This is a genomic window from Paenibacillus sp. 1A_MP2 (assembly GCF_052244825.1).
GTDB lineage: Bacteria > Bacillota > Bacilli > Paenibacillales > Paenibacillaceae > Paenibacillus > Paenibacillus vandeheii.
Genome location: NZ_JBQQCS010000001.1, coordinates 6,229,999 through 6,254,926, shown reverse-complemented (window position 1 = coordinate 6,254,926; position 24,928 = coordinate 6,229,999). Strand labels below are relative to the sequence as shown.

Annotated in this window: 16 protein-coding genes and 5 pseudogenes; 15 read left to right on the top strand and 6 right to left on the bottom strand. The window is 47.1% G+C overall.

Features of this window, described 5'->3' with window-relative positions:
- The first annotated feature begins 106 nt into the window (after positions 1-106).
- The 3 genes and pseudogenes from ACTWJ7_RS30815 to ACTWJ7_RS30805 all read left to right on the top strand — a co-directional run bounded on the left by ACTWJ7_RS30815 (position 107) and on the right by ACTWJ7_RS30805 (position 2,500).
- Complete coding sequence (locus tag ACTWJ7_RS30815; protein ID WP_301880797.1) at positions 107-925, top strand: methionine ABC transporter ATP-binding protein; 819 nt, start codon at positions 107-109, stop codon at positions 923-925.
- Positions 915-1,583: a methionine ABC transporter permease gene (locus ACTWJ7_RS30810; protein WP_029880724.1), complete on the top strand. Its 669-nt coding sequence runs from the start codon at positions 915-917 to the stop codon at positions 1,581-1,583. Before ACTWJ7_RS30815 ends, ACTWJ7_RS30810 begins: the two co-directional genes overlap by 11 nt.
- Positions 1,584-1,661: 78 nt before the next feature.
- A pseudogene (locus ACTWJ7_RS30805) lies at positions 1,662-2,500 on the top strand (MetQ/NlpA family ABC transporter substrate-binding protein).
- 127 nt (positions 2,501-2,627) lie between these two features.
- Here the strand turns inward: ACTWJ7_RS30805 and ACTWJ7_RS30800 are convergent.
- Positions 2,628-3,491: a helix-turn-helix transcriptional regulator gene (locus tag ACTWJ7_RS30800; protein WP_079350004.1), complete on the bottom strand. Its 864-nt coding sequence runs from the start codon at positions 3,489-3,491 to the stop codon at positions 2,628-2,630.
- A gap of 142 nt (positions 3,492-3,633) precedes the next feature.
- On the opposite strand from ACTWJ7_RS30800, the pseudogene fabF reads away from it, so the two are divergent.
- The 4 genes and pseudogenes from fabF to ACTWJ7_RS30780 all read left to right on the top strand — a co-directional run bounded on the left by fabF (position 3,634) and on the right by ACTWJ7_RS30780 (position 10,602).
- Positions 3,634-4,871, top strand: a pseudogene (gene fabF, locus ACTWJ7_RS30795) (beta-ketoacyl-ACP synthase II).
- Positions 4,872-5,175: 304 nt separating this feature from the next.
- Positions 5,176-5,595 carry a hypothetical protein gene (locus ACTWJ7_RS30790; RefSeq protein ID WP_301880795.1) on the top strand — a complete coding sequence of 140 codons (420 nt, stop codon included), beginning with the start codon at positions 5,176-5,178 and terminating at the stop codon, positions 5,593-5,595.
- A 23-nt stretch (positions 5,596-5,618) separates the two neighbouring features.
- Positions 5,619-9,091 (top strand): annotated as a pseudogene (locus ACTWJ7_RS30785) (DUF5724 domain-containing protein).
- A complete protein-coding gene (locus tag ACTWJ7_RS30780) occupies positions 9,025-10,602 on the top strand; it encodes a DUF5724 domain-containing protein (protein WP_443146194.1) in 1,578 nt (525 codons plus the stop codon). Before ACTWJ7_RS30785 ends, ACTWJ7_RS30780 begins: the two are co-directional and overlap by 67 nt.
- 202 nt (positions 10,603-10,804) lie before the next feature.
- Here ACTWJ7_RS30780 and ACTWJ7_RS30775 read toward each other — a convergent pair whose 3' ends face one another.
- The 3 genes from ACTWJ7_RS30775 to ACTWJ7_RS30765 all read right to left on the bottom strand — a co-directional run bounded on the left by ACTWJ7_RS30775 (position 10,805) and on the right by ACTWJ7_RS30765 (position 13,296).
- Complete coding sequence (locus tag ACTWJ7_RS30775; RefSeq protein WP_301880793.1) at positions 10,805-11,593, bottom strand: formate/nitrite transporter family protein; 789 nt, start codon at positions 11,591-11,593, stop codon at positions 10,805-10,807.
- 103 nt (positions 11,594-11,696) lie between these two features.
- Positions 11,697-11,915 carry a hypothetical protein gene (locus tag ACTWJ7_RS30770; protein ID WP_301880792.1) on the bottom strand — a complete coding sequence of 73 codons (219 nt, stop codon included), beginning with the start codon at positions 11,913-11,915 and terminating at the stop codon, positions 11,697-11,699.
- A 391-nt stretch (positions 11,916-12,306) separates the two neighbouring features.
- A complete protein-coding gene (locus ACTWJ7_RS30765; RefSeq protein ID WP_301880791.1) occupies positions 12,307-13,296 on the bottom strand; it encodes a quinone oxidoreductase family protein in 990 nt (329 codons plus the stop codon).
- 137 nt (positions 13,297-13,433) lie between these two features.
- Between ACTWJ7_RS30765 and ACTWJ7_RS30760 the strand changes: the two genes are divergently transcribed.
- The 3 genes and pseudogenes from ACTWJ7_RS30760 to ACTWJ7_RS30750 all read left to right on the top strand — a co-directional run.
- Positions 13,434-14,303, top strand: a complete 870-nt coding sequence (locus ACTWJ7_RS30760; protein ID WP_301880790.1) for a LysR family transcriptional regulator — start codon at positions 13,434-13,436, stop codon at positions 14,301-14,303.
- A 14-nt stretch (positions 14,304-14,317) separates the two neighbouring features.
- Positions 14,318-15,418, top strand: coding sequence for a threonine aldolase family protein (locus tag ACTWJ7_RS30755; RefSeq protein WP_301880789.1), 1,101 nt, complete (start codon positions 14,318-14,320; stop codon positions 15,416-15,418).
- Positions 15,419-15,609: 191 nt separating this feature from the next.
- Positions 15,610-15,750: pseudogene (locus tag ACTWJ7_RS30750) on the top strand (LysR family transcriptional regulator); the annotation flags it as partial.
- A 46-nt stretch (positions 15,751-15,796) separates the two neighbouring features.
- Here ACTWJ7_RS30750 and ACTWJ7_RS30745 read toward each other — a convergent pair.
- A pseudogene (locus ACTWJ7_RS30745) lies at positions 15,797-16,827 on the bottom strand (PocR ligand-binding domain-containing protein).
- A 360-nt stretch (positions 16,828-17,187) separates the two neighbouring features.
- Here ACTWJ7_RS30745 and ACTWJ7_RS30740 point away from each other — a divergent pair.
- Both ACTWJ7_RS30740 and dhaK read left to right on the top strand, forming a co-directional pair.
- Positions 17,188-18,330, top strand: a complete 1,143-nt coding sequence (locus ACTWJ7_RS30740; protein ID WP_301880787.1) for a glycerol dehydrogenase — start codon at positions 17,188-17,190, stop codon at positions 18,328-18,330.
- On the top strand, positions 18,327-20,096 hold the full coding sequence (gene dhaK, locus ACTWJ7_RS30735) for a dihydroxyacetone kinase subunit DhaK (RefSeq protein WP_301880786.1): 1,770 nt from the start codon (positions 18,327-18,329) through the stop codon (positions 20,094-20,096). The genes ACTWJ7_RS30740 and dhaK overlap by 4 nt, the downstream gene beginning before the upstream one ends.
- Positions 20,097-20,293: 197 nt before the next feature.
- Here the strand turns inward: dhaK and ACTWJ7_RS30730 are convergent, their stop codons facing one another.
- Positions 20,294-20,848, bottom strand: coding sequence for a TetR/AcrR family transcriptional regulator (locus ACTWJ7_RS30730; RefSeq protein ID WP_301880785.1), 555 nt, complete (start codon positions 20,846-20,848; stop codon positions 20,294-20,296).
- Positions 20,849-20,997: 149 nt separating this feature from the next.
- Between ACTWJ7_RS30730 and ACTWJ7_RS30725 the strand changes: the two genes are divergently transcribed.
- The 3 genes from ACTWJ7_RS30725 to ACTWJ7_RS30715 all read left to right on the top strand — a co-directional run bounded on the left by ACTWJ7_RS30725 (position 20,998) and on the right by ACTWJ7_RS30715 (position 24,737).
- Positions 20,998-21,906 carry a ketopantoate reductase family protein gene (locus ACTWJ7_RS30725; RefSeq protein WP_301880784.1) on the top strand — a complete coding sequence of 303 codons (909 nt, stop codon included), beginning with the start codon at positions 20,998-21,000 and terminating at the stop codon, positions 21,904-21,906.
- A 264-nt stretch (positions 21,907-22,170) separates the two neighbouring features.
- Positions 22,171-23,349 (top strand): alanyl-tRNA editing protein, encoded by a 1,179-nt coding sequence (locus ACTWJ7_RS30720; RefSeq protein ID WP_301880783.1) that lies wholly within the window; start codon positions 22,171-22,173, stop codon positions 23,347-23,349.
- Between the two features lie 83 nt (positions 23,350-23,432).
- Positions 23,433-24,737 (top strand): DUF1963 domain-containing protein, encoded by a 1,305-nt coding sequence (locus tag ACTWJ7_RS30715; protein WP_301880782.1) that lies wholly within the window; start codon positions 23,433-23,435, stop codon positions 24,735-24,737.
- Positions 24,738-24,928 lie beyond the last annotated feature (191 nt).

Below are 24,928 nucleotides of genomic sequence, written 5' to 3'. Positions count from 1 at the left end.
TTATTATAGATAAACAGGATTGCTCGCGCTCCGGTTATCGGCTGTGCGGGCTTTCTTCATGTGTTCTTAAAGGACCATGTACGATCAATCGCAGGAGGAATCTCCCATGATTTCATTATACGGGGTAAGCAAGCGTTATAACGAGCGTGGGTCCCGTGAGGATCAGGGATTCGAGGCGCTAAGCTCGGTTTCCCTGGAAGTAGGCCAGGGAGAGATCCACGGCATTATCGGCTCCAGTGGTGCAGGAAAATCCACGCTTCTGCGCATGCTCAATGGATTGGAGAAGCCGGATGACGGCGAAGTCATTGTAAATGGGCAGCATCTGACCCGGATGAGTGAGCGGAGTCTGCGTCAGGCCCGAAGGTCCATTGGCATGATTTTTCAGCACTTCAATCTGGTTAGCAATCGGACAGTGATTGGCAATGTCTGCATGCCTCTGGAACTTGCTGGCGTTTCCCGTTCCGAGCGGCTTGCGCGGGGACAGGAAGTATTGAGATTTGTCGGACTTGAGGATAAGGCCAATCAATATCCTGCACAGTTAAGCGGAGGGCAAAAGCAACGCGTTGCCATCGCAAGAGCACTTTCCAGCCGTCCGGATGTGCTGCTCTGTGATGAACCAACATCATCGCTTGATCCGCAGACAACGAGTGGAATTCTGGATGTGCTGCGTCATGTCCATGAAACGCTGGGTGTGACGATTGTACTCGTTACGCATGAGATGGAGGTTGCCCGAAAGCTTTGCGACCGGATATCGGTGATGAAAGAGGGACGGATTGTCAAAACGCTGTCGAAAGCGGAAGTACGCAGTATACCGGTACCGCGGCCTGATTTGCTGACATCCTTACTGATGGGTGAAGATATATCCATTATCGGACGAAATGCCTCTCTTCATGGCGGTCAGGAGGATCATAACGATGATACCTGAATCCGTTGTGAAGTATCAGCATGAAATATGGCAAGCCATCGGGGAAACCTTTGTTATGGTGGGGATCTCCATCACGGCGGCAGTGTTAATCGGGTTGCCACTGGGTACACTGTTGTATCTGTTCAGAAAAGGGCAACGTTATCAGAATCGACCTCTGTTCACGATTCTGGGAAGTCTTGTTAACATCATTCGTTCCTTCCCGTTTCTGTTGCTGGTCGTATTTATGATTCCGTTCACCCGCCTGATCGTTGGAACATCCATCGGGACGCTCGCGGCAACCGTTCCGCTCTCGATCATCGCAATTGCTTATTATGCCAGACTGGTAGAACAAGCATTGCTTGATGTACCGAAAGGTGTGGTTGAAGCAGCTTCTTCCATGGGCGCATCGACTATGCAACTTGTGGTAAAGTTCCTGTATGTGGAGGCCCGTTCAGGACTCGTCCTCGGTTTAACAACTGCCACCATCAGTTTCATCTCATACTCTACGGTGATGGGGATCGTCGGTGGTGGTGGGGTTGGTGATTTTGCCATTCGTTATGGCTATCAGCGATTTGAGACGGAAATCATGGTATTTACCATTATCATTATGATTATCCTGGTACAGATGATCCAATTCACAGGCAGCAGATTATCCCGCTGGCTTGATCGCAGATCCTGATTAGGGACAGGCCAGCAAAGAAAAAATGCAATACAGCATGACCAATACCGATTACATGATGAAGGGGTAAATATACAGATGAAAGCAAAACTAATGCTCATGCTGCTGGCAGTGACGCTGGTAGCAGCCGGATGCGGCAAAAAGAAGAAACACCTGCGGCGGAAGGAACCAAGGAAGGTAGCCAAGCCGGACAAGAAGTGACGCTCAAAGTAGCTACTTTGATTCCGCCAATGACGGATGTGTTGGATATTGTGAAGCCATTGCTGAAAGAAGATGGCGTTAATCTGGAAGTAGTTGTACTTTCGGATAACGTTCAACCGAATACTGCATTGGCGAACAAAGAAGTAGACGCAAACTTCTTCCAGCACGTACCTTACATGAATCAGTACAATGAAGCAAATAACGCTAATCTGGTAGCTGTGCAACCGATCTACAATGCGATCTACGGAGCATATTCCAAGAAGTATAAATCCATGGAAGAATTGCCTGAAGGTGCAACGGTAGCGATTGCCAACGATCCGTCGAACATTGGACGCTCGCTGGTGATGATGGAACAGAACGGCCTAATCAAGCTGAAAGAAGGCGTCGGTTTCAATGCAACGCAAGCAGACATCACGGAGAATACGAAAAACTTCAAGTTCAAAGAAGTGGATCTGTTGATGTTGGCCCGCATGCTGGATGATGCCGATCTGGTTGCCATGACTCCGGCCTATGCGAGTCCACTTGGACTTACACCGAAGAAGGATGCGCTGTTTACGGAGAAGGATGATTCCCATTTTGCCATTACGTTGGTTGCCCGGGAAGATAACAAGGATTCGGAAGCCATTCAGAAACTGGCGAAGCGTATGGCGGGTCCAGAAGTGAAGGCCTTCTTTGAAGAGAAGTATGCGGATATTGCGATCCCGGCTTTTAAATAAGATCTCAGTTCATCTGCAACTGAAATGATTTTAAACCTATGATCCAAGACAAATACGAAGACCCAGGCCTCATCGCCTGGGTCTTTTTTGTTAACCTGCATTACGGAGTAAATGAGAAAGAGCAGCATCAGCTTTCATCAGGATCACCTTCTGCCTTCGGCTCCATGAGGCGGATCAATTTCCGCTCGGTAGCGGTGTCTGTTGCAGGTGTGTAGATGCTGCACCGTAAATCAGCATTTCCCTGAACCTGTAACGAGGTAAGATCAAAAAGCATTTTGCCAGCTCTGGAATGTCTAAATTCAATCAACACGTCCGGGGCGCTGCTAACACTGCTTTGTTTCCAGAGGGTATGAAAATCAGGATATCTTTCCATCATGTCACCCAAAAACAGGTTATACCATTCATCATCCACATATTGACCGTAATAAGCACGGAAAATAGCCAGGAATCCACTAACAAAATCCTCCCAATTGACCGCAAGTCTCCGGAATTCCTTTCGTTCAAACAATAAGCTGATCATGTTCCGCTGTTCAGCAGGAATCTGTTCAAAGTCCATAAAAACATGCCGGGCCGCGTCGTTCCAGCCAACAATATGGCAGCGTCGGTCCGAGATGATTGTGGGACAATTGCGAAGTTCCTGCAATATTTTCTGCAAGGAAGGATGAATTTGGAGCGGCTTCTCATCCAGGATATAAAGTTCCGAATGATACTCCAGAGCAAGGGAAAATAAATATTTCCGTTCATCCGCAGTCAGCTTGAGAGCTGAAGCGATGTTATCCAGCACGGAATGAGATACCTGAATATCCCGGCCCTGTTCAAGCCAGGTGTACCACGTTGTGCTTACACCAGCCAATTGGGATACTTCTTCTCTTCTTAATCCTGGCGTTCTTCGGCGGGTGCCTGCGGGTAATCCGACGGATTCCGGAGAGATTTTGGAGCGCTGGTTTTTCAGAAAAGCGGATAGTGCCTGTAGCCTGACATCATGGTTCATGCCATCACCTTCAATCCTGAGTTTATCATGGTAGTCATTATACTATTATAATTGACAACTTGTAATAGGATAATACGAATGGCAATATAAGTGCATAACTGAACGAAACAAGTATGGAAAGAGCACTGAAGGAGGATGCATTATGGAACGTGTAGTTATTACTGGAATGGGGATTATCTCTCCTTTGGGGAATGATGTGCATACATTTTGGAATGGATTGGTGGAAGGCAAATCAGGAGTTTCGCCTATTGAGGCGTTCGACACAACGTCCTACAAAACGAAGATAGCAGGAGTGGTCCGTGATTTTGACGGAGAGGAACGGTTTGGACGAAAGGAAGCACGGCGTATGGATCGGTTCGTGCAATTTGCTGTTGCGGCAGCAGATCAGGCTCTGACTGACTCCGGTCTCGTGATGGATCATGTGGACAGGGAGCGAGTTGGCGTATATATCGGTTCCGGCATCGGCGGAATACAGACCCTGATGGAACAAGGCAAACTCCTGTCTGAACGTGGGCCTGCACGAGTCAGTCCAACACTGGTGCCCATGATGATATCTAATATGGCTGCGGCCATGGTGAGCATGAGGTTTGGCTGTTGGGGACCCACGCTCTCGCCAGTGACAGCCTGTTCGATCGGTAATACCGCGATAGGTGAGGCTTTCCGGCTGATTCGTCATGGTGGGGCAGATGTGATATTTGCTGGCGGGACGGAGGCTGCTGTCACCGAAGTATCGCTGGCAAGCTTCGGTAATGCAACGGCACTATCTACAAGAAACGAAGCGTATGAAGGAGCGAGCCGACCATTTGATGCAGGCAGAGACGGTTTTGTCATGGCTGAGGGCGCCGGGGTCCTGGTTGTGGAGTCCTTGTCCCATGCCCTTGCTAGAGGCGCAAACATCCTTGCGGAGATTGTTGGGTATGGTGCCAGTTCAGATGCGTATCATATGGTAGCCACCCATCCGGAAGGGCGCGGAGCTTACTTGGCCATGAAAGCCGCTCTGGCAGATGCGCAGCTTCAACCGCATGAGATTGATGTCATTAATGCTCATGCTACCAGTACAGAGGCGGGGATCTTTCTGAGACCCGAGCAATTAAGCAGCTGTTCGGTGCAGAAGCTTATGATATTCCGGTAACGGCAAACAAATCGATGACCGGGCATATGCTGGGTGCGGCTGGTGGGGCTGAAGCCATATCGCTCATTCAAAGCTTGCGAAGCGGCATCATTCCACCGACGATCAATCAAGAGCAGGGCGACCCGGAGTGTGATCTCGATTATGTACCCAACGTTGCACGAGAAGCTGACATGCAGATAGGCATGTCCAACTCCTTTGGCTTTGGTGGTCATAATGCGGTTATTATTTTGAAGAAATATTCATCTTAACAATACAGAGAGCAGTGACTGTCCGAGGGCGCACTGTTCTCTTTTTATTTGCTGTGGGGGACCGATCCGACTGTCAAAATGCTATATAGGTCATTAGTTCGCTAGTTGCATGTAAATATGAGGATTGGCCCATGAATATGGTCGGAATATTCGTTAGAATGTTCAATAGGGGCACATATGTACGCATATTTAAATGAATAACGAAATAGGAAGAAGCTTAAGTTTGGTCCATTTTCCATGATGATATAGATATAAGGCGGATAGAGGCTTCTTCTAACATAAAGTTATACATAGGAGGTAACCAGTGAACGTATGGATTACGGTGAAAAGTCTGGGGAAACGCAAGCCGGCACTTGCCAAACAAGCTGCCGAACTTCCGGAAACAACCGATACGCCGAGACAGCTTATTAAGAACATGGTGGCTCAGCAGCTCAAGGCTCTTCAGGACAAGAAAAATGAAGCGGAATGGCTTGCCTACCTGATGCCTGAGGACATTCAGGAGCAGGGGGAAGCAGGCAAAGTCGGCTTTGGCGCGATTTACAACGAAGGGGTCCCTGATATAGAAGGCGCCATGGATACAGCTATAACCGCATATGAAGATGGGTTATTCAAAGTGTTTCTCAATGATGAAGAGTTGCAGGGACTGGATGAGCCGTTGATTATACAGGAAGACGATAACGTGGTATTTATCCGTTTTACCATGCTTGCCGGGCGTCTGTGGTAGAGAGTGACGAGGAGGAGAATGGAATGAATCAGGAAGATAAAGTTCAACAGTATCAACAAGCGTTGCAGGAAAAAGTGAAATCGCTGAATGGTATGGAGCAGGAACTCGCCGGCTATGTTGCAGAGATGGCTGGATTCACCTATTTGCGCGAAGACGAAAAGGCCTATTTGAATGCAGATATACTATTGAAACGTATGGCCGCTGAGATGCAAGCTCCATTGTTCCGTCCATTGCTGGATGTGCTGGAACATCTGGTCAGCGAACCATTTCTGGCGAGGTTCCGCTACATTGCCGAACGTGCCGCGAATTTTCCTTATAGCAAAAATTATGAGCGCAGACCTTTTCGTACGATCGATCCCGAGCAGCATATTGGACAGGTTTTTCGTAAAATGATCGCCTTGTTTCGCATGGAGATGCATGGCTTCTCTCTGAACGAGTATGTATCCATGCGGGAGTACAAATTTGATTATCTTCATGAGATTAGAGCCGTTGTACCGGATTGTATTGCCTATGAACTGGATCATGAAACCGGCGATATGAAGCAGGGACTGCATGATATTATCTATGGCGACAATCAGAATGCATTGCTGACCACTGAGATGATTAAGGGTATCTTTATGAGCGATCAGGTGGATGCTTACCAGATGGTTGGGGAATTGCTGATTGCAGCAAGGCTGCAGGAGGGTTTGCGCCAGAGCATTGTGGAACGGATGGATGAAGGAACACTTGAGGCGTATATATACATATTAAAAATAATTATCGACAACAACCTGATTCGGTTCAGTTCGGTGGTGAGAGCGCTCGCCGTATGGACAGGGATCGGAATTGAAGCGGCAAATCAGCGTGTTGCTGCTCAGCTCATCACCCAAGCGCATCAAGCATTGACTGATCCTGCGGTTCGAGAGGAATGGCAGCAAAGTGCCGATGCAAACCAATTGTTTATTAGTCTTTGGGCAACGGCTGTCATCGAAGAGAAGGAGCTGGAACGAAAAGTCATCCAGATCATGGATCACGGACAAGTATATCAGCAAATTGTTGCACAATACGTGCTCGCAAACAGTCAGAACAGAGGGCTGCGGTTACATATCGCACGTCAGTATCTTGAAGTACAGGATCTGGAATTACTACATTGGGTGATTGAGAATTATGATGCCATGTACATGTTTAACTGGAGCTTTGAAAATGGAGAGAATCAACGGAGTGTTCACGTCTGGCCACTGCCTGTTTTTGAAGATAAAGCCGTGCGTCGGCGTGACTTCGATCTGTTCAAACAAATGCTGACCCACATTCCGCAGGGAGGGGATGGTGGACCATCCGGTGTGCTTGAATTTGTTCACTATCGGATCGATCCAGATGATGTAGTGAAAAAAATGCTGTACCTTGCTGCGTATGACATGGACCCGGAATGGATTGGCGAGGTTATTGCACTCAAGGACAAGCTAAGCCCGGATTTGCGAGGGGAATTGTTGTCCCAGTTTGTCCATCACCCCGAGAATGAAGTACAAAGACAGTTTATTTTTGACAGCCTGTCGGATAAAAGCATGAACAACCGTGAGAATGCTCTGATCAAAGCGAAGCTGTTGACGCTGACGGTTGAAGAGCTGCTGCAAATGGAGGCGTTGCTGAAGCTGAAAACGGGAACACTGCGTCAGAAGATCATTCAGGTAATGCTGCTTCAGCCAGCAGATCAGCTGATGGTATCACTGAAACGACTCCTGCAATCCAAAAGCGAACTGCAGCGATTGGGCGCACTGGAACTGTTGACAGAGGTCTCCGCAGATCCACAGCGCTCGGACCAGCAGGAGCAGATGCAACCATTAATAGAGCTCATCAAGAAACCAACGGCCAAGGAGCAAAAGCTGCTGGATAAGCTTACAGAGCAGAGCAGCAGATATACGGCGGCTAATGGATTCGGCTTGTATGATCCTTCATGGGAAAATCCACTGCTTCATGAAGAACGTGATCTCGGTGGCTTCAAGCCCAAGGATGTGTTTACCCTTTCTCTAGAAAAAGCGAAGCAGTTTCTTGAAGGTTTGGATGCGTTGGTGCATGAGCACAGAGACCATGAATATGAGGCTGAATATTATGCGGGCTACAAAGAAACCTTGCTTGTAGGTGCGACTTTGCGTGCGATGGTCTACACCCCTTACGATCAGCGGCAGGATGTAGTGTTATTGGAGCAATTCCCTCTCCATAATATATGGGGGGATATGTGCAGAAGAGTGGTCTGGATAGTAAGGAACTGCTGCAAATGTTGTTCGCGATTCGTTTGGAGGATCTGAACAAAAAGCTGGATGATTATTACCGATACTATTCCACCGTGTACGAATATGGTGAATTGGAGAAACACTGGCTGCTGGAGGGCTGGCGTAAGGAATTTGCTGAAGAGGTCTATCCGGTTCAGCATATCCAGGACATGAAAAAGATGGTCAGTGAGCTTCGTTACGCAGATCAGGTGAAAACGCTGATTGAGGCTGTTTATGAGGACAGCAATAGGTCAGATACATTTGAAATTGCTGAGCGGACACTGTATGCGGTGATGAAAATGATGCCTGAGGAACAAATGGAAAAGGAATCGGGCATGCTTGATCTCTTGTCTGGCCCATGGTTCTATATTGTACGGGATCGCGTACATGACGATCACAGTTTCAAACGGTATTTTCAGACGTTAAGCCAATTCGACAGATTAAACAAGAGCAGTTACCGAGGCTCCTTCCTTACGCTGAATGATTACCTGCGTGCCTATGAACTGGGCTTCATTGATGCACAGGAAGTCTACAAGCAGCTGCTTGTTGGAGAGTCCCGTGCACTGTTTATTCGGGAATTGACATCCAGCCGAAATGACTGGATTGCGGAGAAACCGATGTTGGCAGAACTCCGAAGAACGGTTGTTGAGCGAATTTTGGAGATTGAGCTGACCAGAGGAGAGCTCTCTACAGAAGTAAGTACCCTGGCGATGAAGCTTGAGCGCATTGATGGGTTGGAGCATTGGGTGCATCTCGTTGCTGCCATGGATCAGGATACCTTTGTCCGTGGATATATCTACAGCTATGGTGACAATACGACACGTAAAGAAACGTTCAGCCACCTGATCCAGGTATGCCATCCGCGTGATGGAGAGGACGAAGTGCTGTTGGGACAATTGCTGGCGAAGCATCCCATTCAGGAGAAGAAGCTCCTGGAAGCCGCGATGTACGCGCCGCAATGGATGGAGATTGTTGCGAAGCATCTTGGATGGGAAGGTCTTCGCAGTGCAGCCTGGTACTTCCATGCCCATATCAATGAACGATTCACTGCTGAAAAAGAAACGATCGTGGCGCATTATTCTCCCATCACACCACAGGACTTCAATGAAGGCGCATTTGATATTGCCTGGTTCGAGGAGGCATATAAGGCCGTCGGCGAGGAGCGGTTCAGTCTGTTGTACGATTGTGCCAAATATATATCCGGGGAGCCAATCACCGTAGATCACAATTGTTCGCAGATGCGGCACTAGGCAAGCTGAAATTAGAGGACATGCGTGAGTCTGTGGAAGAGAAGCGCAATAAAGATCATTTGTTGACCTACAGCCTGATTCCGTTTGCAGCAGAAAAGGAACAGGATCTGCGCGAGCGATACGACTTCATACAGAAGTTCCTGATGCAGAGCAAGCAGTTTGGCGCACAGCGCCGGGCCAGTGAAGGTCTGGTATCCCAGATTGCGCTGGGCAACCTTGCCCGTAATGCAGGATATGCCGATGTTACCCGGCTGATGTGGGATATGGAAGCTCGCAAGCTGGATGAAATGAAGTCCTATTTTGAGCCCCATGAACTGGATGAGGCGACCACAGCTCAATTGGTCATTGATGAAGAAGGTCAGCCGGAACTGCTCATCGTAAGCAAAGGGAAAACACTCAAATCTGTACCTGCCCGGTTCAAGAAAGATGGATACATCGCCGAATTGAAGGAATTAAAGACGGATCTGGTTGAGCAGTATCGCCGGGCAAGACAGGAATTGGAGCGTTCCATGACCGCAGGAACTTCCTTTACGCGTCAGGAAGTTTCAAGTCTGTTGCAGAATCCGGTTCTTCGTCCACTGGTTCGCACTCTTGTGTTCCAAGCAGATGACAAGCTTGGACGATTCGATGTAACGTCTGGTGGGCTGGTAGCTCCAGCTTCGGCAGGTATGGAAGGCTTGATTCAAACCTTGGCGGAACAAGATCGTCTACTGATTGCACATCCATTGCATCTCTTCCAGAGTGGAAGCTGGAGCGAATTCCAACGGGATCTGTTCAACCGTCAGGAACGGCAGCCATTCAAGCAGGTGTTCCGTGAACTCTATCTTCCGAATGAGGATGAGCTGGCTAATGGAACGGTATCCCGTCGGTATGCAGGTTATCAGATTCAGCCGAAAAAAGCAGTTGCCCTGCTCAAAGGACGCCAATGGACCGTCAGCTATGAGGAAGGGCTGCAAAAGGTAAGCTATGAGCATAATCTGATTGCCAATCTCTATGCCATGGCAGACTGGTTCTCACCGGCAGATACTGAAGCACCTACCCTGGAGACGGTACAGTTCTATAATCGGAAGACGTATAAACCTGTTGCGTTGAAGGATGTTCCACCTGTCTTCTTCTCTGAGGTCATGCGTGACATCGATTTGGTCGTTAGCGTTGCGCATGTTGGTGGAGTAGATCCGGAAGCCAGCTTGACCACGATGGAGATGCGTCATGTGATCGTGAATGAGTCGCTGCGTCTGTTGAAGATCAATAACGTGCGTCTCAATGGAAATTATGCTCGAATAGATGGTGAACTGGGCGAGTATGCCGTTCATCTTGGTAGTGGTAATGTGTTCAAGCAGGCGACTGGTGCGCTTCACATTGTACCTGTACACAGTCAGCACCGAGGCAGAATCTTCCTTCCATTCCTGGATGAAGATCCGAGAACAGCTGAAATTCTATCCAAAGTGATGTTATTGGCTGAAGACAAGAAGATCAAGGACCCGCAAATCCTTGCACAATTGCAGCAATGATTAGAAATGTTGAGATGATGCTGTAGCAAAGTGGTACTCGGTTGGTAGAAACGAGGGCTGGCATATAGCGGCCTGCCCATGAATAAACGCCCTGCAACCTTCATCACAGGATGGAAAGGTTGCGGGGCGTTTATGATTTAGCTTACCGCCAGCCACGGTCAGGTGACCGGGCCAGTAAGGAGGTTTTTTTTGCCCAAAGATATTAGTGTGTCTCTTCGTCCAGAAACGGTTTGTTCACCGCATAATACATAAAGCCCATCAGCAGCACGCCGCCTACCAGATTGCCCAGTGTCACCGGAACCAAGTTGTGGATTACCCCGCCGAACGAGATGGTCCCCGAATGGTTCAGTACCAACGCAATCGCAAACGTACACATATTGGCGACGCTGTGCTCATACCCCGAGATGAAGAAGCAAAAGACAAAGAGCATCATAGCGAACATTTTCGCACCATTCTCCTTCATGAACATAGGCACAAAGAATGCCAGACAAACGAGCCAGTTACATAGAATCCCCCGGAAAAAGAGCTGCATAGCTGGAGCTTCCATCTTGTGCTCTACGACACTCAGCAGAAAACCATTAACCTGAGACGAATCGAACAGTCCTGTCAGATAGATCAACAGAGCAAAGACCGCCGCACCCATCAGATTCCCGCTGTAACTTGCGATCCACAGCTTCACGACTTCGAACCATTTCAGTTTCTTGCGCAAGGCAGCATAGGTGTAGTAGAACGTATTACCGGTGAACAGGTCACCGCCGCCATAGGCGATCAGAATAATTGCCGCGCCGAACGTGAGGGCAGCCATGGAGTATGTAAAAGGGGAATTCTCCATATAAAAGAAGTTACCCGTCTTGAACGCCACGATGACGCCAAACCCGATAAACATGCTGGCGAGCATGGAGCGCGCAAGGTATCTGATTAAGCTTTGTTTGTAAATCTTATGTTTCTTCAGAGCAAGCAGTTCTACGTTCCGTAAACCTTCCGTTTCCATAATTCGCCTCCTGTTTCCTGATGTCTTGTTTACATTATAACGAAAATATGGAAGTTGGGGAGAGGTGGTCTGGATTTAAAGGGATTATTTAATAGGATAAGGGCTAAGGGCTGGGCGGAAGAATGATCGGACGAGCAGCCAGCGCCTCTTCCACAATCTGTTCGGGTGTCAGGTCTCGATCATCCCAGAAAATCAGATTACTGATCTCTGCATGAGGCAATTGCTGCCGTAGCTCGGTTAGTATCTCATCTAGTTCATCTTCGGTTCCTTCGGCATTCATCAGCTTGCGAACCAAATCGATTAAATGCAAATGGTTGGACATATGATACCTCCTAAATGATTCATAGAGTGAACAGACTAGTCTGTCATGGGCTGATCCAGTGGGTCATACGTAACGATTACCGGGAAAAATTTGGGCTCAAGCATCAGGCTAATGACCATTTCGTCTTGGTCAGTATATGTAATGAAATAGTTTCCAAAGTGTGATTCATAGATGAAATTCCTGTATTGAAAGGAGTGTTCAGGGTACTTTATGTTCACATATAACGTAGTTACCCCTCGGGCAAAGGTTTCTTTCAACATAGGAATTTGGGCCAGCAGCATAATAGCGACAAGAACAATGACTGTACGTTTAGCGAGACGGGTCAGATGGCTTCACCCCATTATCGTAAAATTATTTTACCAAGTAATGAAAGTCCATCTAAAATCTGATGTCACTCCACGAGTATAGCAAGATTGCCAAACTGCTCTCCCTTTTCCATACGTTCGAATGCTTTCGCTGTGTCCTGCAGCGAATATATGCCATCGATTACAGGATGTATATCATGTTGCTCCACCCATTGCAGCATCTGGACAAACTCTTCGCGGCTGCCCATGGAGGTGCCAATCAGGCTAACTTGCGGGAAAAAGATCGAGCGGATCGGAATATTCAGATCATCTCCCGAGCTTGCACCATACATCACGATACGGCCACCTGGTCTGATTATATCAAAATATTTCGGGAACATGGCTTGTCCGATGCTATCCAAGATCATGTCAACAGGTTCCAGATCGTTATGCGAACTCCAATCGGCATGGCTATCCAATGCACGGGTTGCGCCAAGACGCAGAGCCTCATGTTTCTTGGCTTCACTTCTGGACGTAACGGTCACTTTCGCACCAGCGGCTACGGCCATGAGCAGGGCATATGTCGCTACACCGCCCCCGATGCCGGGAATGAGGATATGTTCATCCTGTTTAAGTCCGCCACGAGTGAATAAGGCGCGGTATGCTGTCAGAGCCGAAAGGGACAACACCCCTGCTTCCGCCCATGATAGATGAGAAGGTTTGGACAAGGCATTTCTGGCAGGCAGCGTAATATATTGTGCGAGAGTTCCATCCGTAGGGCCACCAACAATATCGGGCACGAGAGGTACGTCAGCTGCATGCTCCCAACCGAGAGTAGGGTGGATAATGACCTCATCCCCAACCGATAAGCCTTCTACAGCTTCTCCAATCGCTATGATTACCCCTGCTCCATCGGAACCAAGAATGAGCGGTGTGTCCTGGAATGTACGTCCTGCCATGATGAACAGATCACGATGATTAATTCCAGCGGTTTTTAGTTGGATCTGAACTTCCCCGGCTTGCGGTGCACGAGATGTTGAATCTGTATATTGAAGACCTTCAAGGCCGCTTTGGCCGGCATGTATAATCGCTTTCATTTTCAAAATTCCTCCCTGACTATATAAAAAGTTTACTACTGAGCCTCATTGTACAGATGGGTCAGATTCACGTAAAATGAACAAAAATGAATGTCACTATCAATTCAGATTATAGATAACAAGCAGGTGATCAGGGCATGGATGCCGGAGATTTGAAAATATTTCAGGCGGTTGCCCGCGAAGGCAGTATCAGCAAAGCCGCATTAGCGCTGAATTATGTGCAATCCAATGTAACAACACGAATCAAACAGCTGGAAGATCAGCTGCAAGTGCCACTGTTCCATCGTTCCAACCGGGGCATGTCGCTCACACCAGCGGGTGAGAATTTACTGGGATATGCGGATAAAATATTACATTTGTTATATGAAGCGGAGCAGGCAACGCAGAAGGGGAGTCCACCCGCAGGGATGCTTCGTCTTGGTGCAATTGAGACCGCAGCCTCTAATTTTCTGACGCCGATGCTCGCTGAATACCGTTTATGTTACCCCGAGGTCCAGCATTCGCTAATTACAGGGGGTACACACGAACTGAATCAGCAGGTCATTCAACATGAGCTGCATGGCGCTTTAATATATGGCCCGGTCGACCACCCTGAGCTGAGTTATATGAAAGTGTACGACGATGAATTGGTATTGATTGCCGAACCCGGAAACCACGAATTGCATGATTTATTGCGCAAACCGATGTTGTTTTTTGAAGTAGGCTGTACCCATCGCGATCAGGCAGAAGCCTTTTTGAAGGATCAAGGCGTTCACACCCTCAATGTCACGGAATACGGAACACTGCACACCATTATGAATGGCGTATCTGCCGGGTTAGGGGTGTCATTACTCCCACGCTCCTCGGTTACCAAAGCAGAACATAGAGGCGAGGTTACAGTGTTATCTTTGCCTGATCCGTATCGCAGGTTGGAAGTAGGATTTGTCTACTCACGGAGTGAGTATCTATCCGGAGCACTGGGTGCATTGGTACAGATGATGATGAAAAAAGAATCAGAACAACAATAAAGGAGTGAATAACCTTGAAGGATACAGAGTTAACGTTAGCGGAAGCATTTGGGCAGGCGGAGTTTATTATAGGCGGCCATGGCAGCCGTAAAGTCAAAGTGCTTCAGGAAGTGCTGGCGCATGTGGATGGGGAGCAATATAGTGATCATTATGGCAACGGCGAAATCATTGATCAATTCCAGCAGCAGATGGCTGATGTTCTGGGCAAGGAAGCGGCTGTGTTTTTCCCCAGTGGTACGATGGCGCAGCAAATCGCGCTGCGTATCTGGTGTGACCGCAAAGGCATCAAGCGGGTAGCCTATCACCCTTTATCTCATCTGGAAATCCATGAGGAAGACGGACTGAAGGAGCTGCACCAGATTGAATCCATTTTGCTGGCGGACGAGGACCGATTGATTCGATTGGAAGATGTAGAGGGGATCGATGAGGGGATTTCCTGTCTGCTGCTAGAACTGCCTCAACGCGAGATTGGAGGACAATTACCTGCGTATGAAGAGTTGGAGGCAATCTCATCCTATTGTCGTGAACGTGGAATCAAGCTTCATCTGGACGGGGCACGCCTGTTCGAAATCACGCCTTATTATCAGAAGACAGCAGCCGAAATTTGCAGTCTGTTTGATAGTGTCTATGTGTCGTTTTACAAAGGCATTGGAGGCATCGCTGGGGCCATATTGGCAGGGGATTCGGATGTTATGCAAGAATCAAAAATATGGAAACGGCGTCACGGCGGCGATCTGATCGGCCTTTATCCATATATTCTGAGTTCTCAATACTATTTTAATGAACGGATTGGCAAAATGGGGCTTTATTATGAGCAGGCCAAGGAACTGGCCTCCTTGTTGAATGCGTGCCATGGTATACGTACATTGCCAGAAGTGCCCGTCTCCAATATGTTTCACGTACATATTCCATTGGCCCAAGCCGAGGTGGAGCGTATTCTGGTATCCATGGCTCAGCAATTCGGCATAGGGATCACTTCATATTTGCAGCAGTCCAGTGCTCATAGCTGTGCCTTTGAACTCTCAACAGGGGATCGGTATCAGAATGTGCCCAAGGACAAGCTGCATTTAGCACTGGATTGGTTGGATGAAGAGCTGCGTAAACAGGTGAACTAATAATGTTATACTCATATTGCCTTATCCACTTCTGGATAGGGCATTTTTTTTGCAGGGATAGTAGGAAAGGCGACGAAAGGTACTTTAATGAATGAATGAATGAATGACCGTGCTGGCTGAACAGCCGTCTGGTTTCAGGAATCAAATGAAGTAATAGGCTAGTATAGTTGGGAGGCCCGTACAACAGACGTATGGATATTCGAAAATTACGATACTTTATCACCGTGGCGGAAGAGCTTCATTTCCACCGTGCGGCAGAGAAATTATATATGACGCAGCCACCTCTGAGCCAACAGATTCAGAATCTGGAAGAAGAGCTTGGTGTGAAACTTTCTGGGTAACTTTTCCTGGTTAACAAAAGCTTATGGCTATACTCGCTCATTGGTCCTGCATGTATTTGCGATAGAGGGCAGGCGTAATCTCCTCGAATTTTTTGAATATTTTGATAAAATAACCCGATTCATTGAACCCCAGTTCATCACTGATCTGCGACACGGGCATGTCCGTTACTTCAAGCAGCTGCTTCGCCCATTTGATTTTGAGCCGTGCAATATAGGTTGTGAAGTTCTCACCGGTCTCCTTGGCAAACAGCCTGCTAAAATAACTTGGACTCAGGTGGCATAGATCGGCCATTTGTTTAAGCGAGACTTGCTCACTCTTGTGACTGTGAATGTATTCAAAAGCAGGTTGGAGCACCAGGTTGGAGCTTTCCGTTTCGTTAGGACTGTTTTTGAGATAGGCATCCGCAATCGCATTGGTCATTTCTTTTTTGATAGACTCAATATTTCGGATGGAGTACCCGGGCAGAATGGTGGACAGGTTCAGAGATTCCTGATTCCCCGAAGCTTTCTCGAACATCTCCAACAGCAAATTTTTGTTGAGCGCTTCCTCCACAATGTAGTTACAGAGTAAAGAAAGCATGTTGGAAATTTTCACAACCTCTTCATAGGTCATGACAGGCAGTTGGTCATAATCGTCCTGTAATTCCTCCAGCTTCGCAGCATGCATAGGCACGTTCTTGGACGTGACGATCTGTTCCAGATCCGTCCCTTTCTTCGGGTCAGCGAGCTTCACTTGTCCTGCCATTACGGCGCCGATATATTTGCCATCGATCGTGATCGGAATGGCGATGTCCACGATATTGAAATGGCACAAGTAGACATAAGGCTCATTCAAGCGAACGGCTTCCAGTCCCCTCGAGAATCACATTTCTGGCAGTAGGGGAGCAGTTCGGGATCTTTGCGTACATTTTGGCAAAACGTCTGGCAGCTGCTATGGCTCGTTACGGGAATGCCTTTATAATCGACGGTTAGAATAGCCAGCTTGGTCACGGTGGCAAGAGAATCCTGTAGACGCTTCCATTTATTCAGGTCGAGAATTTTATTAATATGCAGATATTCTTTAATCATAGGTGAAACCTCCATAGCTAACCTGATGAATGATTACGCTCGTTAAAAGTTAGCAAGTTGTACATATTAAGATGAGTCCATGACGGGTAATGTATAAATGATGTCAAAATTCACCCATCTCATGACAATAAGATACCATGATTCCGTTGAAAAGCAAAAAATTACGATTGCAAATTATAATAATTTGTTATCAAAGTCCACTGTAACCCGAACATGCATGAGTTATATTTAGATTAATTGAGTGTATTTAAAATTTAATGTATAAGTTCATCCAAGAATTACATCAGGTAGCCTTGTTGAAGGCATGTCGGTAATTGATACCGTTAACGAACTTATATCATCCATAGGAGGCATATCATTATGAGAAAAGCATTTATTAGCCCAACGAAGTACGTACAAGGTGAAGATGAGTTGTTGAACCTAGGTTACTTTGTGAAATCTTTTGGTGAATCTGCATTACTGATCGCGCATCCCGATGATGTAAATCGTGTAAAAGCGAAGCTCGATGCAACGGCACAGAAATTTAATATTACGTTTGTTGAAAGCGGTTTTAGAGGAGAATGTTCGCGCGAGGAAGTCGCTCGTCTCCAGGAAATTGCGAAGGAAAAAGGATGCACATGTACCATCGGTCTCGGCGGCGGTAAAGCGATTGATGCAGCCAAATGTGTAGCAGAAGGCGAGGCGTTGATTATCTGCCCAACGATCGCAGCAACAGATGCACCAACGAGTCACTCTGCCGTGTTGTATACGCCGGAAGGTGCTTTTGATGACTACGCTTATTTCAAACAAAGCCCAAGTGTGGTTCTTGTGGATACAACGGTTATCGCAAACGCACCAACACGTTTCCTCGTATCGGGTATGGGTGACGCATTGTCTACGTACTTCGAGGCAAGAGCTACAGCAAAATCATACTCTCGTGTGAATGCAAGTTTGCCAATGGGTTCCCGTGAAGGATACACACCATCCGCAGTAGGAACGAATGCTGCACTTGCGCTGGCCAAATTGTGCTACGAAATGCTGCTCAGCGACGGTGTAAAAGCGAAAGTGGCAAGTGATAGCAACATGGTCACCCAAGCGCTGGAAAACATCGTTGAGACAAACATTTTGTTGTCTGGTCTTGGATTTGAGAGTGGCGGTCTGGCCGCAGCACATGCGATCCACAACGGATTCACTATTCTGGAAGGCACACATCACTTCTTCCACGGGGAAAAAGTAGCCTTCGGTACAATTGCACAGCTTGTTCTTGAAAATGCGCCGACAGAAGAGCTGCACCAGGTGCTCGACTTCTGTCTTGAAGTTGGTCTGCCGGTATGTCTCGCAGACATCGGTGTAGATACCATTAGCCAGGAAGAGCTGCTGAAAGTGGCTGAGATTGCTTGTATTCCGGAAGAATCGATTCACGCGATGCCGTTCCCTATCACCGTGACTGAAGTAGCTGGTGCGATTGCTACCGCTGACCGGATCGGTGCTGAATACAAAGCTCGGCGGGAGGCGAAATCATGAAGAAAATCATCAATCAGGCTGAAAATGTAGTCATGGAAATGTGCAACGGGATTGCGCTAGCGCACCCGGAGCTTGAATTTTTAAAGAAATATAAAGTGATTAAACGCAGAGAGATTAATGCCGATAAAGTCAGCCTCGTCAGTGGCGGCGGCAGCGGCCATGAACCTGCTCATGCAGGTTATGTTGGCAAAGGCATGCTGGATGCTGCGGTCTGTGGAGATGTATTCGCATCTCCTTCCCAGATTCAGGTGTATCAGGCGATCAAGGCCACAGCCAGCAAGAAGGGCACCCTGTTAATCATCAAAAACTACAGCGGCGACATGATGAACTTCAAAAACGCGGCGTATCTTGCGGAGGAAGATGGCATTGATGTGCAATATGTACGGGTTGAGGATGACATCGCTGTTCAAGACAGTCTGTATACGGTAGGACGTCGCGGCGTGGCCGGAACTGTATTGGTGCACAAAATCGCTGGAGCCGCAGCCGAAGAGGGCCGCAGTCTGGCAGAGGTGAAAACTGTTGCCGAGAAAGCAGCGCAGAACGTACGCAGCATTGGATTTGGATTTACCTCCTGTACTGTACCTGCCAAAGGTACACCGACATTTGAAATCGCTGAAGATGAGATGGAATTCGGGGTAGGAATTCATGGTGAGCCAGGCATTCGCCGCGAGAAATTGGTATCTGCAGATGAGCTTGCAGGACGCATGATTGAAGCGCTGCTTGCAGACATGAAGCTGGACAACGGTGCATCCGCGGAGATTGCTGTGCTTGTCAATGGGTTCGGGGCTACACCTTTACAGGAGCTTTATCTGCTCAACAACTCGGTTCAGCGTGAGCTGGCACAGCGTTCAGGTCTGCATGTAGCTACTACATTTGTTGGCAATTACATGACGAGCATCGATATGGCAGGTGCATCGGTAACCATCCTGAAACTGGACGATGAACTGAAGACGTTGTTGTTCAAGGAAAGTGACACCCCAGCGTTCAAAGTGTCTGGTCCTCCGACAGCGCAAGTAGCTTATTCCGAAGCGTTGGAAGCCGTCGTGACTGAAGATGCGCCTGTATCCTATGAAGTAGAGACACCTGCATCATCTGCGGTAATCAACAACAATCAATTCTCCCTGGATAATATCGTCTATCTGATCGATAAGATGAGTGAGATCATCATCAAGAACGAAGTGCCGTTCTGTGAACTGGATTCCCATGCGGGTGACGGTGACTTTGGTATGAGCGTAGCGAAAGGGTTCAGACAACTCAAGCGCGAATGGAACCATATCGTCAACGAAGAGAAAAAGGATATCGGTTCATTCCTGGATGCCTGCTCTCTTGTCATTATGGAATACTGCGGCGGTGCATCCGGCCCGATCTGGGGATCGGCATTCCGGGCGGCAGGCAAAGCCGTAGGTGACAAGCAGCAATTGAACGTTGCAGATTTCGCTGACATGATGCAGGCTGCAGCACAAGGAATTCAATCTACAGGCGAACGTTCCTTTGGACGTGGTGCTGTTGTAGGTGACAAAACATTAATTGACGCACTTGTTCCTTGTGCAGACTCATGGACGCAAAGTGCGAAGTCTGGAGATGACTTCAAGACAGCGTTTGCCAAAGGTGCTGAAGCGGCAGTAGAAGGCGCGAAGAAAACAGAAGACATCGTGGCACGTATGGGCCGCGCGGGTGCTGTTGGTGATCGCAGTCTCGGATACCCGGATGCTGGCGCATATGCGCTGGGGGTTATTTTCACAGAGCTGTCGGATTCAATGAAATAAAAATGTGTGCAGTCGTTAACTTAAAAAAATCGACAATAAAACGAGCCTCTAGAATCGCTTCTAAGGCTCGTTTCGCATTTCAGGAATTTATATTTAACCGATAGTTTTCAGTGGCCACCATTTAAATTGGTTTTTTTGGTGTTGATCGCTTGCAGAATACTTACCACCAGCCGCGTACACAGCTTTTCGGACCTTTTTCAATTTTCCTCACTATACGGCGCTATCCCTTTTGTATATAAGTTATCCACTAAATTGAAAAACTCTTCTGGGGATAAATCCTTTTGTCGCTGGAGCCAAAGACGAAACAAAGAAAGTGATGTTGAGATGTGAAACTCAATTAAGTATGGCGTTATGGCACTGTCTGGAGGTAGGTTTAATTCCAATCTGCCAAGGGTGATTTCTCTTTTCAAGCGTTCTAAAAAACGAATACTGCCATAATCGCCCAAAAAGGCATTGAGAACCGAGAGATATTCCTTGTTTTCCAAACAATGAAACGCATCTTGAACAGGATGTGAAGATAGTTCTTTTTTCACCAATTCTTCTTTTATGTAGTTCACTAAGTCATTTTCAACAAAGTCTAACAGTTCGTAAATATCAGTAAAGTATTGATAAAATGTGCTGCGGTTATATCCCGCTTTATTTGTAATCTCTTGAACCGAGATTTTTTCAATCGGCTTTTGACTATATAACTCACAAAAAACATTGATAAACGTTTGTCTTGTTTTTTCCGTGATTTGGGGCTGCTTTTTCATTTTTTTCTCCTATCGGTAACAAGAGTATCATCCGACAAATATTTAAAAACTGATGTTTGATCAAGGGCATAATAACGATTTATGATTAAATCATACAACACGTTGTTGTATAGTCAAGAGAGATTATTCAAAAAAAAGGGAGGATTGTTATGTCCGTTAAACAAAATAGAATTTTAATTTATGGTGCAGGTGTTATAGGGAGCATATACGCAATGAGATTCATTGAAGCAGGGCTTGACGTTACTATGTTTGCACGTTCTAATCGATTTAAAACATTGAAAGAAAAGGGTCTGCAATATAATGAAAAAGGTACTGTTAAATCGATAAAAGTCAATGTCATTGATACGCTTGAAAATGATGATATATATGATTTTATTTTCGTTACCGTTCGTTATGATCGATCAGAATCAGCGTTGTTAGCGCTCAAAGACAATCAAAGCAAAAATATTGTTACAATGACTAATAATTCAATTGGATTTTCTTCGTGGCTAGATATGGTTGGAGATAGACTTTTACCCGCTTTTCCCGGTGTTGGCGGACAGATTAAAGAAGGAATATTGTTTGCCCGATTTCCACCAAAGATTCTAGTGACTACTGTGTTCGGAGAAATTAGTGGTTTAGTGACAGAACGTGTAGAGAACCTGGCAAAAATATTTAAAACAGCAAAACTTCCCTGGGCAATGAATAAGGATATGAGATCATATTTAATAACACATTCAGTATCAGACATTGCAATGCTTAGCTTTTTGAAAATTGATAATAAGATCATTGACCCCAATACAGCTAACAACAGAAAAACGGCACATCAAATAACATACACTTTAAAAACATATCTGAGAGCCATACAAAAAGCGGGCGTTGCTATTAATCCATCTGCATTTAAAATGGTGCTTACATGTCCAGATTTGATTTTGGATTTGTTCTTTATGCTATGGTTACGGACTAAAATGGTGAAGGATATGATGTTGCCGGACTATGCGAGTAGTGCAAACAACGAAGTTGTGCAGCTGAATAACGATTTATTGAAGTTTTTAAGTCAAAATGATATCACACCCTAAGAACGGAAACAGAGATTTTGGGTCAGTAAGTTGTATCGTTATGCTACTGAGATTCACATGACCGTCCTGTAGCTTGACTTGCAGAGCGGTTTTTTGATATGAAAAAGGGATGCATGCAGGCTGAAACTTGGCTTGTTTATGCCAGATAGTGTAATCTGGAGATCAGGTACATAAGGATTTTGCATAGATCAGAAAGTGACGATGCATTCGTAAAAATGCTAAAGCAACACTCTACTTTAAACGAGAAGGGATCGGGATGATTCGATGACGAAAAAAATCTATTATGACTCTGCATACACACGGGAGTGGCATACACAAATTACAGGCAGAGTGGACAAAGAAGACGGTGTATATGTCACGCTGGCGGAGACGGCTTTTTACCCCCATGGAGGTGGACAGCCTTGTGATCTGGGACAGATCGGTGGCATTACCGTGCTGGATGTGATTAGTGAAGACGGTGAGGTACTACATAAGCTGGAGCGTGCGCTGGAACAGAATGACGTGGATTGCCAAATTGATTGGCAGCGCAGATTCGATCATATGCAGCAGCATAGCGGGCAGCATTTGCTGTCGGCTATTACGCTGAAGCTGGCAGATGCGATGACGCTCAGTTTTCATCTGGGGACAGATTATATCTCGATTGATGTGGCTGCAGCCGAACTGGGAGCGAACCAACTGGCTGCAATTGAATTGGAGGTCAACCAGCAGATTTACCGGAATGCCAAAATCAGCAGTTCCTGGGTCACTGCGGAAGAAGCAGCACGACTGCCACTGGTGAAACTGCCTTCCGTAACCGAAGATATTCGCATCGTAGAGATCGAGGGTGTGGAATATAACGCTTGCGGAGGAACACATGTGTCAGCCACAGGTGAGATCGGGATCATTAAACTGCTGAAAACCGAGAAAATGAAGGGCAGCACCCGGATTTATTTTAAATGCGGATACCGGGCACTGAACGAGTTCAACGCCGCGCAAAGCGTGCTAACCGGAATTTCGGCCAAATTGAAGACCAGTAGGGACGAGCTGGCGGATCGAATCGATAAAATGGAAGCAGAACAAAAGCAGCTGCAAGCCGAGCTGAACACTGTGAAAGCCTCCAATGACGCTTATTATGCGCAAGAGCTTTTATCTGCACGGGAAGGACTTGTCATTGCTCAAATCTTTGAGGACAAATCGCTCAAGGATATGCAGAGTCTGGCGACCAAGCTGACATCGGAACATGAGGGACTTGTACTCTTTGCGAGCATCTCGGAGGCCAAAGTTGTTCTGGCACAGAACGGACAGCCACCGGAGTGGGCTTGTGGACCTTTCTTCAAAGGCAATCTCGGAGCCTACCAGGGCAAAGGCGGCGGTAGCGACAAAATGGCTCAGGCGGGCTTTGCCAGCAGCGAAGATGCAATCGCATTTTATGAATTTACGAAGGACCAACTGGGACATCACTAATCTGCGACTTTTCTTCGCTAATCCATATGGATCGGGCTAAGTGGATCGTAAGGTGGAATCAAAAGTAGAGGAGGTGCCCACAGATGACAGAACGGATTCCGTGCATACGTAAGGGGTGCCCAAATACGATTTTGCCAGCAACGGCTGCCAGAACAGGTGGGTATTGCATGCCTTGCAAGCAGGAGATGGAGCGCGAGGCACATCAAAGATACATTGAATCCAATCGGCGTGACGTAAACTTGTATGAGGGAATGACAGACCCTGTGGAGATTCTAAAAATCATGCATACCCGCCAGGTTCATGATCCACTAATCCGTTATGTGGCATATGAGCAATCCAAAGAACAGGTGTATCTGTCCTTGTCTGCGGAGCAGCAAGCTCTCATGATCGACTATGCGATGCAGGTCATTCGTGCAGGGGATGATGATACAGGTAAAGATATTCTGGTATATCTGGTTTGTTACCATGATATTTCGTTGTCTGCACAGATTCCGGAGCTGCTGGAGCGCGAAATCTACTACCCTGTCATTTTGTATAAGAGTGCCTCTGCCGAAGTACGTGACCAACTCTTGCAGCAGGTGAATACTGATGATGAGAATCGGAACAATCTATTGCTCATGCTCGCCTATATTGGAGATGAAATTGTCGTACGTCAGTTCCAGCAATGGAGGCAGTCTCCGCCTCGCTGGGCAGATCAGCTGCATGTTGCACCAGAGCGCTATACAACCGAAGCCGGTTGGGAGTTGACGAATGAAGGTCAGCGCAGGGATTTATTCATCACCCCAAGTTATTCACTCTATAAAGTAAAAGAGAATGAAAGGGCTGACGACACATCAGATGGCGCTCCGATCTCGGTGCTGTTGACCCGTGCCAATAACTGTGAGTGGTGTGGCAGTCCGTTAACGATCTTAATTGATCTGGATGTACGGCATCCAGCACTGAAGGACGTTGCTTGGAACAGTGAGCGGCTTCAAGTGCAGACTTGCGTGATATGCAGCTGTTATGGCGTCGTTTATATGGAGATGGATTCAGCAGGTGAACCGTGCTGGAGTACGCATAATGTGATGCCCGTGGGAGCGGATGATCTCGACCCGAATGACTATGCTCAGCTTGCACCGGATGCAGGGCGGCAGTTTCGGATTGCGACTGCACCACGTCAGGCGTTCCATGCCAGTGAGTGGGCGATGGAGCCTTCTTTATCCCAGATTGGGGGCCATCCCGGATGGGTTCAGGACGCGGAGTATCCGAATTGTCCATGCTGTTCTTCGAGCATGAGGGCCGTTGGTCAACTCGACTGGAGCGAGGTTGAGGAGTATGGGGATGGCATGTATTACATGTTCATTTGCGAGCCGTGTCAGATGACGGCGGTATCTTATCAACAGTCCTGATGAAGGAAGCAATAATCTTTTTAATTCATAGAAGCGATTTAGGTGTAATGACAGCAGCATACCCAAAAGGGGCTATCCGATATGTCTTCGACATTACGGGAGGCCCCTTTGTTTGACTAGAGGCAGTCCCATAAGTCATGAGGATTACAAGGATTACACTGGACGCCCCTTATTCACGTTACTTTGGTCTA

Excerpts from the sequence above, each read along its gene's own strand:
- ACTWJ7_RS30815 (WP_301880797.1), top strand. The coding sequence starts at position 107 with ATGATTTCATTATACGGGGTAAGCAAGCGTTATAACGAGCGTGGGTCC.
- ACTWJ7_RS30810 (WP_029880724.1), top strand. The coding sequence starts at position 915 with ATGATACCTGAATCCGTTGTGAAGTATCAGCATGAAATATGGCAAGCC.
- ACTWJ7_RS30800 (WP_079350004.1), bottom strand. The coding sequence starts at position 3,491 with ATGAACCATGATGTCAGGCTACAGGCACTATCCGCTTTTCTGAAAAAC.
- ACTWJ7_RS30775 (WP_301880793.1), bottom strand. The coding sequence starts at position 11,593 with ATGGAAACGGAAGGTTTACGGAACGTAGAACTGCTTGCTCTGAAGAAA.
- ACTWJ7_RS30770 (WP_301880792.1), bottom strand. The coding sequence starts at position 11,915 with ATGTCCAACCATTTGCATTTAATCGATTTGGTTCGCAAGCTGATGAAT.
- ACTWJ7_RS30765 (WP_301880791.1), bottom strand. The coding sequence starts at position 13,296 with ATGAAAGCGATTATACATGCCGGCCAAAGCGGCCTTGAAGGTCTTCAA.
- ACTWJ7_RS30760 (WP_301880790.1), top strand. The coding sequence starts at position 13,434 with ATGGATGCCGGAGATTTGAAAATATTTCAGGCGGTTGCCCGCGAAGGC.
- ACTWJ7_RS30740 (WP_301880787.1), top strand. The coding sequence starts at position 17,188 with ATGAGAAAAGCATTTATTAGCCCAACGAAGTACGTACAAGGTGAAGAT.
- dhaK (WP_301880786.1), top strand. The coding sequence starts at position 18,327 with ATGAAGAAAATCATCAATCAGGCTGAAAATGTAGTCATGGAAATGTGC.
- ACTWJ7_RS30730 (WP_301880785.1), bottom strand. The coding sequence starts at position 20,848 with ATGAAAAAGCAGCCCCAAATCACGGAAAAAACAAGACAAACGTTTATC.
- ACTWJ7_RS30725 (WP_301880784.1), top strand. The coding sequence starts at position 20,998 with ATGTCCGTTAAACAAAATAGAATTTTAATTTATGGTGCAGGTGTTATA.
- ACTWJ7_RS30720 (WP_301880783.1), top strand. The coding sequence starts at position 22,171 with ATGACGAAAAAAATCTATTATGACTCTGCATACACACGGGAGTGGCAT.
- ACTWJ7_RS30715 (WP_301880782.1), top strand. The coding sequence starts at position 23,433 with ATGACAGAACGGATTCCGTGCATACGTAAGGGGTGCCCAAATACGATT.